Origin of the sequence: Roseibium sp., from assembly GCF_025698965.1 — a bacterium.
In the GTDB taxonomy this organism is placed as follows: domain Bacteria; phylum Pseudomonadota; class Alphaproteobacteria; order Rhizobiales; family Stappiaceae; genus Roseibium.
Genome location: NZ_JAILWL010000180.1, coordinates 1 through 11,576, shown reverse-complemented (window position 1 = coordinate 11,576; position 11,576 = coordinate 1). Strand labels below are relative to the sequence as shown.

Below are 11,576 nucleotides of genomic sequence, written 5' to 3'. Positions count from 1 at the left end.
AAGTTGCAGGCGCCTCGAAGGGTGCTGTTGCAGCGATCGAAAAAGCGGGCGGCAAGGTTGCCGTTCTGGGAGCTCAGGCTTAACAGCCTGGGCTTTTCCCATTTGTGGGCAAGCATACGACCGGAGTAGGGCATGGCATCGGCCGCCGAGCAACTGGCGTCAAATCTAAATTTCTCAGCTTTCGCCAAGGCTGAAGAACTCAAAAAGCGCATCTGGTTCACGCTAGGGGCGCTTTTGGTTTATCGACTGGGCACATATATTCCAATGCCCGGCATCAATCCGGACGCCTTCGCGCAGGCCTTTAATCAGGCTCAGTCCGGCATCATCGGCATGTTCAACATGTTTGCCGGTGGGGCAGTCGAGCGTATGGCGATTTTCGCCCTCGGCATCATGCCATATATTTCCGCCTCCATTATCATGCAGCTCATGACGACCGTCGTGCCGTCCCTTGAGCAGATGAAGAAGGAAGGCGAACAGGGCCGGAAGGTCATCAACCAGTATACGCGTTACGGCACCGTCGTGCTGGCCGCGTTTCAGGCCTACGGTATTGCAGTCGGCTTGGAAGGCGCAGCCAATGTGGTGACCGATCCGGGCTGGTTCTTCCGTGCCTCGACAGTGATTACGCTTGTCGGTGGAACGATGTTCCTGATGTGGCTCGGTGAACAGATCACGTCGCGTGGTATTGGTAACGGTATTTCGCTGATCATTTTTGCAGGCATCGTTGCCGGCCTTCCGTCCGCAGTGGTGCAGACGCTTGAATTGGGCCGTCAGGGATCTCTTGCAACCTGGATCATTTTGGCCGTGATCATCCTGGCCGTTGTCGTGATTGCGTTCATCGTATTCATGGAACGGGCGCAGCGCCGTCTTCTGATCCAGTATCCGAAGCGCCAGATGGGCAACCGCATGTTCGAAGGCAACACTTCGTTCCTGCCGCTGAAGCTCAACACAGCTGGCGTGATTCCGCCGATCTTTGCCTCGTCGCTGCTTCTGGTTCCGGCAACCGTGGCAGGATTTGGTCAAGGTTCGGGGAACGAGTGGCTGACTTACATCACGGCAGCTCTCGGCCACGGCCAGCCGCTGTTCATGGTGTTCTATGCTGCCATGATCATTTTCTTCTGCTTCTTCTACACGGCGATCGTCTTCAATCCGAGTGACACCGCAGACAATCTGAAGAAGCATGGCGGTTTCATTCCGGGTATCCGTCCGGGAGAGCGGACAGCGCAATATATTGACCATGTCCTGACGCGGATAACAGTGGTGGGTGCTATTTACATCACCATCGTTTGTCTATTACCCGAATTCCTCATTTCCGCCACGGGCGTTCCGTTCTATTTCGGTGGAACCTCTTTGTTGATTGTCGTTAGCGTGACAATGGATACCGTGTCTCAGATCCAGGGCCACCTGCTTGCGCATCAATATGAGGGTCTGGTGAAGAAAGCGAAACTCAGGGGGAGACGTCGATGAGGCTAATTCTGGTAGGACCGCCAGGAGCGGGGAAGGGGACTCAGGCCGGACGCCTTGTTGAGAAATACGGAATTCCTCAGCTGTCGACCGGCGATATGCTTCGGGCGGCCGTTGCCGCAAAGACGCCGATCGGGATCAAGGCTAAGGAAGTGATGGATGCCGGAGGTCTCGTTTCCGACGAGATCGTTGTCGGGATCATTCGTGACCGCATTGCCGAGGAAGACGCTCAGAACGGTTTTATTCTTGACGGCTTTCCGCGGACGATTGCTCAGGCGGAAGCATTGAATGAAATGCTGGAATCAAACGGTCTGAAGCTGAACGGTGTGCTTGAGCTGCGGGTCGATCACAGCAAGCTTGTCGACAGGATCGTCAAGCGCGCTGAAGACGCAAAGGCTGCGGGGCAGCCGGTTCGTAAGGATGACGACCCGGAAGTCTTCAAACAACGGCTTGAAGCGTATAACCGCGATACAGCAGTTGTCGTGCCGTTTTACGAGAAAACAGGTCTGCTTTCCGTGATCGACGGAATGCAGTCAATTGATGAAGTCACAGCTTCCGTAGAAACCATTCTTCAGGGACTTGACGAAAGGGTTTAGAGCCGGTAAACGACGCGCTCTATCTGAAAGTTTAGCCGGTTCCATGTATGTGGGGCCGGCATTCTCTGTGTCGGGAAGCTTCCGGCATATTCGTACCCCGCAAGGGCCGGACTCCACCGGACGCGGGTATTACCCACCGCGGCAAGACTACGCAGTCTTCCGCCTAACATGGAGACGAACGTGGCACGTATTGCTGGCGTTAACATCCCGACGAACAAGCGCGTAGTGATCGCGCTTCAGTATATTCACGGCATTGGCAAAAAAAATGCCCAGGAGATCATCGAGAAGAACAAGATCGATGCATCCCGCCGTGTGAACGAGCTTTCCGACGCAGAAGTTCTGTCCATCCGCGAAACCATCGACCGTGACTACATGGTTGAAGGCGACCTTCGCCGCGACACTGCGATGAACATCAAGCGTCTGATGGACCTTGGCTGCTATCGCGGCCTGCGTCATCGCCGCGGCCTGCCGGTTCGCGGTCAGCGGACGCACACGAACGCACGTACCCGCAAGGGTCCGGCGAAACCGATCGCTGGTAAGAAGAAATAATCATCAGCACCGCGATTGGTGGTGGAGCTGCCGGAACTACGGCAGTGACGAGATCAATACAAGGACAAGAGAATGGCTAAAGACACGACGCGCGTGCGTCGCCGCGAACGCAAGAACATCTCTTCTGGCGTTGCGCATGTGAACTCCACGTTCAACAACACCATGATTACCATTACCGATGCTCAGGGAAATGCGATTTCCTGGTCGTCTGCCGGCGCACTCGGCTTCAAGGGCTCACGTAAGTCCACGCCGTATGCGGCTCAGGTTGCTGCCGAAGATGCTGCCAAGAAAGCAGCTGAGCACGGCATGCGCACTCTGGAAGTTGAAGTCCGTGGTCCGGGTTCAGGCCGTGAATCTGCTCTGCGCGCTCTGCAGGCCGCCGGATTCCTGATCACGTCTATTCGTGACGTGACGCCGATTCCGCACAATGGCTGTCGTCCGCGTAAGCGCCGCCGCGTCTAAGGCTTCCCAGCTTTAGGTACCTGTTTCTCCAAATGGCAAAGAATGGCCTGGCCTTGAAGCCAGGCGGGATAGCCGAAGGGACGAAAACGTGACCATTCAAAAAAACTGGCAAGAACTGATCAAGCCGACCAAACTCGAGATCAAGCCGGGTGAAGATCCGCGTTTCTTGGCAACCGTTGTTGCCGAGCCTCTTGAGCGTGGCTACGGTCTGACGTTGGGCAACGCGTTGCGCCGTATCCTGCTGTCTTCACTGCAGGGCGCTGCCGTTACCGCGGTTCAGATTGACGGTGTTCTGCATGAGTTCTCGTCGATTCCGGGTGTGCGTGAAGATGTCACCGACATCGTGCTCAACATCAAGGAAATCGCCATCCGTATGGAAGGCGAGGGTCCGAAGCGCATGGTTGTGCGCAAGCAAGGTCCGGGTGTTGTGACAGCTGGTGATATTCAGACTGTCGGCGACGTGGAAGTTCTCAATCCGGACCTGGTGCTTTGCACCCTCGACGAAGGCGCTGAAATCCGCATGGAATTCACCGTCAATACCGGCAAAGGCTACCATTCTTCCGACCGCAACCGTCCGGAAGATGCACCGATCGGTCTCATCCCGGTCGACAGCCTTTACTCTCCGGTCAAGAAAGTATCCTACAAGGTGGAAAACACCCGTGAAGGACAGGTTCTTGACTATGACAAGCTGACCCTGACTGTCGAAACCGATGGTTCCGTCAAGCCGGATGATGCCGTGGCATTCGCAGCGCGCATTCTGCAGGATCAGCTCTCCATCTTCGTCAACTTCGAAGAGCCGCAACGCGAAGTCGCCGAGGACACTGTCCCGGAACTGGCTTTCAACCCGGCGCTTTTGAAGAAAGTCGACGAGCTGGAACTGTCTGTCCGGTCTGCAAACTGCCTGAAGAACGACAATATCGTATATATTGGCGATCTCATTCAGAAGACCGAAGCGGAAATGCTGCGGACCCCGAATTTCGGCCGCAAATCGCTCAACGAGATCAAGGAAGTTCTCGCCCAGATGGGTCTCCATCTCGGCATGGAAGTTGCCAACTGGCCGCCTGAGAACATCGATGATCTCGCCAAGCGTTACGAAGACCATCAGTATTAAGGGGCGTACGCGTCCCTAGAGGATCAACCAGGCAAGTGCTTCTGCAAACGAGCAGACTGCCTGAAAGCAAAAGGAGAGGGCCATGCGCCACGGTAAATCCGGCCGCAAGCTCAACCGGACCTCTAGCCACCGTAAGGCTATGTTCGCGAACATGGCAGCGTCGCTGATCAAGCACGAACAGATCGTCACGACTCTGCCGAAGGCTAAGGAAATGAAGCCGATCATCGACAAGCTCATTACACTGGGCAAACGCGGTGATCTCCACGCACGCCGCCAGGCCATTTCGCAGATTCGCGACACGGCCATGGTTGCAAAGCTGTTTGAAACGCTCGGCGAGCGTTACAAGGACCGCAGCGGTGGTTATTCACGCGTTCTGAAAGCCGGTTTCCGTTACGGCGACAATGCTCCGATGGCTGTCATCGAGCTGGTCGATCGTGATCCGGAAGCTCGCGGTTCCGAAGATCGTGCACGTGTAGAAGCTGAAGAAGCTGCTGAAGACGCAGCGTAAGATCAGCTTGGACTGTTAAGTGAAAAGGCGGGCTCTTGCCCGCCTTTTTTCATGTCTGCTTATCGAGGCGCAAGAGCTGGTTGCCTGGTGCCAGATAATGAAACCTCCGATTATCAATGATTTAAGGAACACTGTCTAATTTGCCCATGTGCCCATAAAGGTGTTTTGGGGGTGGGAGAATTATCGTGTTAGGCAAAAAGAATTCGGAGGCGAAGAAGAGTTCGCCTTCTCTTCGTCTTTCGTTTGTTATTCCGGCGTTGATGATTGTGATTACCGTTGCTGCGTGCACCGCGGTTGGTGTGATCGGATACATGACCGGCCGGGACGGACTGCAAAACGCAGCAGAAGCCGAACTTGGAATGGTGATCACTGCAAGATCCGCCTTGCTGGAAAGCAAACTGCAAGCGGCATCTGCAGAAGTCGTCAATCTTGCATCCAGCGTCTCGGACTCGGTGAGCAATCTTGGCAACGCAACGATGAACCTTGCCAAGGAAAAAGATGAGATTCTTGGTCTTTTTCAAGCATCACAGACGCCTGAAGAACGCGCTTCCATCAGCGGAAAAGAGCAGAAGACAATGTATGCCTGGCGCCACTCGGAAGCGCATCCGGCCTTTTACAATGTCTGGAAAAATGGTGGTTACGCGGATATTTACCTGATCGACCCGGCAGGTCTTGTGCTCTACTCCGTTACCAAGGGCGGTGAATTTCTGTCGCAGATTGGTCAGGGAAGCGCGGCCGATGGCTCCGAACTGGAAGCAGTTTACAAAGCTGCGCTTGAACTGGGCGAAGGCGAAATCGCAGCGAGTGCATTTAAAAAGTATGATGCTGCTGGCGGCGAGGGATCTTTGTTCCTGGCTTCACCGGTCTTCAACTACTCCTTCGGAACGCTCAGCCTGAACGGTGTTGCTGTCGTCCGTCTGGATTCCTCCTTCCTGAACAACATCGTTGCCAATCGCGAAGACCTCGGTGAAACCGGTCAGGTTTATGTCGTCAACCAGGAAGGCCTGCTGTTGAGCGACAAGCCTTTGGCAAGCGAAGCGACTGCACTTGTGACGCAAACGACCGCGGAACCTGCGCTGAAGGCAGCAGGCGGCACCGATGCAGCTGCGATTGTGATTGGCACCGATGGTGTTGCTGATTTGATGGTCGCACGGCCATTGGATTTTCATGGGCAGAATTGGGCGATTGTTGCTGAAAAAAGCGTTGATGAGACCCTTGCAGCGGTCACCAACATGCGTGACCAGATGTTTGTCTGGTCTCTTGGAACGATTGCAATCGCTGCTGTGATCGCATTCTTGTTCTCCCGTTCGATAACCGGGCCGCTTTCCACTCTTGTGGGTGCCTTGAATGCTATTGCATCAGGAGATCTGGGTGCGGATATCAAGGCAGCAAAACGGAAAGATGAAATCGGCGACATCGGTCGTGCCGTTCTTCAAATCCGGCAAAATGCTGCTGAAGAGAACGAACGGCGGGCGGCTGAGGAAGCAGATGCTGCGCGCATTCAGGCCGAGCAGCGTCAGGAGATGCTGGCCAGCCTTGCCGGTGACTTCGAGGCGACTGTCGGCAGCGTGGTCGACAAGGTTGCCCATTCCGCAGCCTCTCTGCGCGAATCGGCCAGCAATATGCGCCAAATGACCGACAGTGCCGGCGAGATGTCTGGCAACGCAGCGACCATGTCGGAAGAAACACTGGCGGAAGTCGAATCGATTGCTGCTGCGTCCGATCAACTGTCGAGCTCAATCCAGGAGATCTCGACTTTGATTGAGCGGTCTTCGAATGTGGCGGCCGCTGCAACCAAGCGTGCGGAAACCACAAATGAAACCGTCAAATCGCTTGCGGAGGCCGCAAACCGCATTGGAGAGGTTGTCACCCTGATCAGCGATATCGCCGACCAGACCAACCTTTTGGCGCTGAATGCCACCATTGAGGCAGCCCGTGCGGGTGAGGCCGGTAAAGGCTTTGCAGTTGTTGCCTCCGAGGTGAAGGATCTTGCTTCCCAAACCGGGAAGGCAACTGGTGAAATCCAGCAGCAAATCGATGCAATCCGCGGAGCTACCGACGACGCGGTCGATGCGATCGGCGATATTCAGAAGACTATCGACGAGATCACCAAATCGGTGAGCGAAGTAGCAGCTGCAGTGACAGAGCAAAGCTATGCCACCCAGGGGATTGCCGAAAACACACAACGCGCAGCCGGTGGTACGTCCAAGGTGACCGAAGACATTCGCAATGTGTCCTCGCTTTCCAACGACACCAATATGGCCGCGCAGAACTTTTCCGAGGAAGCAGCCGACATGGCTATGGAGGCCGAGCAACTTGACAAGGAAGTGCGCAGCTTCCTGGATCAGGTTCGGTCCGCCTGACGTTTCCACCTACGAGAATGTGAAGAGCCGCCGGATTTCCGGCGGCTCTTTGCTTTTGTATTTGCCTCTTTTCCTCCCTATCTGCCATGTATCGCCAAGGGAAATGAGAGATTCGAAATTGAGGACACCTGCTATGCGGCTTGCACGATCCGGCAACGCACACTTTTTTATCCGCGCGGCACTGGCGGGGTTGATTGGAATTTGGGCATCTCTTGCAGCGGCACAGGAGACGCAACCGTCTCCGGCGGACCTTCGCCTGGTTCCACAGAGCGATGCGCAGATCAAACTTTCCTTTGCCCCTGTGGTGAAGCAAGTCGCACCTGCCGTGGTCAATGTCTATGCGAGCCGGAAAGTGGTTCAGCGCCAGCGCGTGTCACCGTTTTTCGACGATCCGTTCTTTAGGCGTTTTTTCGGACAACCGGGAGGTGGTTACAGCGGACCGAGAGAACGGGTGGAATCCTCGCTCGGATCAGGTGTTGTGATCTCAGCCGATGGCACGGTGATCACCAACCACCATGTGATCAAGGATGCGGATGAAGTACGGGTTGCCCTGAGTGACAGGCGTGAATTCGATGCGGACATTGTTCTGATGGACGAACGTACGGATCTTGCCGTTTTGAAAATTCGGGGCGAGGGCCCCTTCGAGCATGTGACTTTTGCCGATTCCGACAGCCTGGAAGTCGGCGATATCGTGCTGGCTGTCGGTAATCCGTTCGGCGTTGGTCAAACGGTGACACAGGGGATTGTTTCAGCCCTTGCCAGGACGCAAGTCGGCGTCACCGATTTTCAATTCTTCATCCAGACGGATGCCGCGATCAATCCCGGCAACTCGGGTGGAGCACTTGTAGACATGACCGGTAAACTTGTTGGCATCAACACGGCGATTTTCTCGCGATCCGGTGGATCCAACGGTATCGGGTTTGCAATTCCTGCCCATATGGCCCGGTTCGTCGCGACGGCAGCGGATCAGGGAGGCAAGGTGCAGCGGCCCTGGTTGGGCGCAACGGTGCAGCTGGTAAATGCCGAGATTGCAGAAGCCTTGTCTCTGGAACGGCCGCAGGGCGTATTGGTGACCGCAGTGTTCGAAGGATCACCAGCTCAGGAAGCCGGATTGAGAGTGAGTGACCTCGTGATCGCAATCGAAGGCAAGGAGATTTCTGACCCGAATTCCTTCGGCTACCGATTTGCGACGAAAATGATCGGGGAACAGTCCGAATTTTTGATTTTACGTGACAGCAAGGAAATAAGCCTTTCCATCTTGCTGAAACCGGCTCCTGAGACCGTGCCTCGAGATACCAGGGAGTTGCGCGAATTCTCACCATTCGAAGGCGCAACGGTGATGAACCTTTCTCCCGCCGTTGCCGAGGAGATCGGTGTGGAAGGGGTCTTCGACGGTGTTGTTATCGCGTCTATCAACCGGGGCAGCACAGCCGATCAGGTCGGTTTGAGACCAGGTGATATAGTGCGCGGTGTGAACGAGCAGACCATCGAAACCACTCGGATGCTGGAAACCGTCACGAAAACGCCGCCGCGGGTCTGGCGTCTTGATATCGAGCGAGATGGTAAGGTCTCGCAACTTATTCTGCGGTAGGAGGAACCGTGAGCGATCTGTTTGAAGCTTCCGGTCTGGCGCAATCCGGTCCAAGGCCGTTGGCCGACCGGATGCGTCCGTCGCAGCTTTCGGATGTTGTCGGTCAGGATCACCTTCTGGGTGAAGACGGCACGCTTTCCCGCATGCTGAAAACACGAACACTCGGGTCCCTGATCTTCTGGGGACCTCCGGGAACCGGTAAAACGACGATTGCCAGGCTCCTGGCCAACGAAACAGATCTCGCTTTCGAGCAGATATCAGCGATTTTTTCCGGTGTTTCAGATCTGAAGAAGGTGTTTGAAACGGCAAGAGCCCGCCGCATGAGCGGCAGAGCAACTTTGCTCTTTGTGGATGAGATCCATCGCTTCAACCGGGCACAGCAGGACAGTTTCCTGCCGGTCATGGAAGACGGCACGATCACCCTGGTGGGGGCGACCACCGAAAACCCTTCCTTTGAACTCAATGCAGCGCTGCTCTCCCGGTCGCATGTCATGACGTTTCATTCGCTTTCTCTGGGAGCATTGGAGCAATTGCTGGCGAGGGCGGAGGAGACGGAAGAAAAGACATTGCCATTGGATGCAGAGGCCCGGCAGGTGCTGATCCGCATGGCGGATGGTGACGGTCGCTCTGCGCTTACCTTGGCGGAAGATGTCTGGCGTGCGGCAGCAGAAGACGAAGTCTTCGATGCCGAGCGGCTGCAGGAAATTGTCCAGCGTAGGGCGCCGATTTACGACAAGAGTGCGGATGGGCACTACAACCTGATTTCAGCTCTGCATAAGTCGGTGCGGGGGTCCGACCCCGATGCGGCGCTTTACTGGTTCTGCCGCATGCTGGATGGCGGGGAGGATCCGATGTATCTCGCCCGCCGGCTCATTCGCATGGCGGTGGAAGACATCGGTCTGGCGGATCCGCATGCGTTGGTACAAGCGAATGCGGCGCGCGATGCATATCAGATGCTTGGTTCGCCAGAAGGGGAACTGGCACTTGCCCAGGCGGTGATCTATCTGGCAACCGCACCCAAGTCGAACGGGGCCTATGTGGCATATAAGGCTGCTCTGCGTGAAGCAAAGTCGAGCGGTTCTCTGTTGCCTCCGAAACACATCCTGAATGCGCCGACCAAGCTGATGAAACAGGAAGGTTACGGTGACGGGTATCAGTATGACCACGACGCTCCCGACGGTTTTTCCGGTCAGAACTACTTTCCTGAGAAAATGGTCCGCAAAACCTTTTATGACCCACCTGATCGGGGGTTTGAGCGGGACCTCAGGAAACGTTTGAGCTACTGGAACAAGTTGCGCAATGAGCGTGGCTGATCAAGGTGAAGACTTGAAAATCAGTCTGATCGTTTTGTTGGCACCGTTCACAGGATACCACTGCCATGTGATGAAGAATGATCGCACCGGCTTGCGATTGGACTTCTGCCTCCGAATTTCAGAACCACATAAAGATTGTGAACGATCTTTGTGTTAAAGATTCAGAATTGATGCGGCGGCGACTTCATGAAGGAAATTGAACTCAGACTTGCGTTGGTTTTTTATGGTGGTGTTTCGCTTGCCATCTACATGCATGGTGTGAGCCGCGAAATTCTAAACCTTGTACGGGCTTCGAGTTATCGGCTCGACCGAAAATCCAACGGTTCAACTGCCCCTGAAAACGGGCTGAAGCTCTCACCGGTTCAACTGGCCTATCAGGACCTTCTCAATCTGCTGTCACCCTCCGCCAACATCCGTGTTGTGGTCGACGCAATTGCCGGGGCTTCGGCCGGGGGTGTCAACGGCATTATGCTCGCTCGTGCAATCGCTCATGATCTGCCACTCGACAGTCACAGCACGTTGTGGCTTAAAAATGCCGATGTCACACGGTTGTCGAGACCTCAATCCGGTTTGTCGCGATATCTGAAGATATCGGTATCGCCGGTTCTGGACCGGTTGGTTTCTTCACGATTGAACAAGCGGATCGAGAGTGCGGAAACGCGCGAGAAGCTGCGCCAGTTCATGCAAGCCAGATGGTTCTCGCCACCCTTTTCCGGAGAACGGTTTATCGGCTGGATGCTTGATGCATGCAAGGAGATGGATGAGTTCGGCGAACCAGGCCGGTCGCTGATACCGCGTGGGCAGACGTTAGATCTGTTTGTGACGATTACCGACTATAACGGGGTGAAACGCCGCATCCTCATGGATGATCCCGACTTTGTCGAGGAATGGGATCACAGGCGCATTTTGAATTTCCACGCGGTTCATCGAACACCTGGATTTGTCGACAGCCAGTTTACTTCCGACAACATCGCCGAGCTGGTTTTTGCCGCAAGAGCGACGTCCTCGTTTCCAGGAGCTTTTCCGCCGGCGACCATCGCAGAGATGGAACGGGTGCTCTCCAGACACGGGCAAACATGGCTCAATCGCGATGAGTTTCTCTCCAAGGGGCTCTCGCTGGGGCCGGAGACGCTTGCACAGCATTGTTTCGTTGACGGCAGCGTTGTCATGAACAAGCCGTTTGCCCCGGTCATCAACGTCATTGAGGACCGGCCGGCGGCCCGCGAAGTGGCAAGACGCCTGATTTACGTCGATCCTGCACCTGTGGACACAGTTGCCTCGCAAGGTGGCCCCATCGAGTTGCCGGGGTTCTTCCGGGTCATACTGGCCTCGTTGGCGCATATACCCCGCAATGAACCGATCGGCGATGACCTAAAGGAACTGGAACAGAATAACCGGCGCAGCCGCTGGCTGTCGCAGTTGATCGATTCAGCTGGTCCCATGGTTGAGCAGGCGGTGTCGGGGCTGCTCCCAAAGCGCAGGGCTGTTACCGCCCAGATCCTGTCCAAATGCCGCAAGGATGCGACTGTAGCTGCTTTCGAGCAAGCCGGGTTTGCATTCGTGAACTATCAGTCGTTGAAGCTGCACGCCCTGGCAGAGCGGATCGCCAAACTTACAGCGCG

At 55.5% G+C, this 11,576-nt stretch carries 10 protein-coding genes; all 10 read left to right on the top strand.

Annotated elements, in window-relative coordinates:
• Positions 1-132: 132 nt before the first annotated feature.
• Positions 133-1,464, top strand: a complete 1,332-nt coding sequence (secY, locus tag K5905_RS15675; RefSeq protein ID WP_297585579.1) for a preprotein translocase subunit SecY — start codon at positions 133-135, stop codon at positions 1,462-1,464.
• Positions 1,461-2,057: an adenylate kinase gene (locus K5905_RS15670; RefSeq protein WP_297585577.1), complete on the top strand. Its 597-nt coding sequence runs from the start codon at positions 1,461-1,463 to the stop codon at positions 2,055-2,057. The genes secY and K5905_RS15670 overlap by 4 nt, the downstream gene beginning before the upstream one ends.
• 180 nt (positions 2,058-2,237) lie before the next feature.
• Positions 2,238-2,606, top strand: coding sequence for a 30S ribosomal protein S13 (gene rpsM, locus K5905_RS15665; protein WP_297585576.1), 369 nt, complete (start codon positions 2,238-2,240; stop codon positions 2,604-2,606).
• Between the two features lie 72 nt (positions 2,607-2,678).
• The gene (gene rpsK / locus K5905_RS15660; RefSeq protein WP_006936427.1) at positions 2,679-3,068 is read left to right on the top strand and encodes a 30S ribosomal protein S11; all 390 of its coding nucleotides are present in this window, start codon (positions 2,679-2,681) and stop codon (positions 3,066-3,068) included.
• Positions 3,069-3,156: 88 nt separating this feature from the next.
• A complete protein-coding gene (locus tag K5905_RS15655; protein ID WP_297585574.1) occupies positions 3,157-4,179 on the top strand; it encodes a DNA-directed RNA polymerase subunit alpha in 1,023 nt (340 codons plus the stop codon).
• A gap of 82 nt (positions 4,180-4,261) precedes the next feature.
• Positions 4,262-4,687 carry a 50S ribosomal protein L17 gene (gene rplQ / locus K5905_RS15650; RefSeq protein WP_297585572.1) on the top strand — a complete coding sequence of 142 codons (426 nt, stop codon included), beginning with the start codon at positions 4,262-4,264 and terminating at the stop codon, positions 4,685-4,687.
• Between the two features lie 185 nt (positions 4,688-4,872).
• Entirely contained in the window at positions 4,873-7,050 is a 2,178-nt protein-coding gene (locus K5905_RS15645; RefSeq protein ID WP_297585571.1) for a methyl-accepting chemotaxis protein, read from the top strand.
• 133 nt (positions 7,051-7,183) lie between these two features.
• Positions 7,184-8,641: a Do family serine endopeptidase gene (locus K5905_RS15640; protein WP_297585569.1), complete on the top strand. Its 1,458-nt coding sequence runs from the start codon at positions 7,184-7,186 to the stop codon at positions 8,639-8,641.
• A 71-nt stretch (positions 8,642-8,712) separates the two neighbouring features.
• Positions 8,713-9,954 carry a replication-associated recombination protein A gene (locus K5905_RS15635; protein WP_297585581.1) on the top strand — a complete coding sequence of 414 codons (1,242 nt, stop codon included), beginning with the start codon at positions 8,713-8,715 and terminating at the stop codon, positions 9,952-9,954.
• Between the two features lie 186 nt (positions 9,955-10,140).
• The coding region (locus tag K5905_RS15630) for a patatin-like protein (RefSeq protein ID WP_297585568.1) at positions 10,141-11,576 on the top strand (1,436 nt) is incomplete at its 3' end.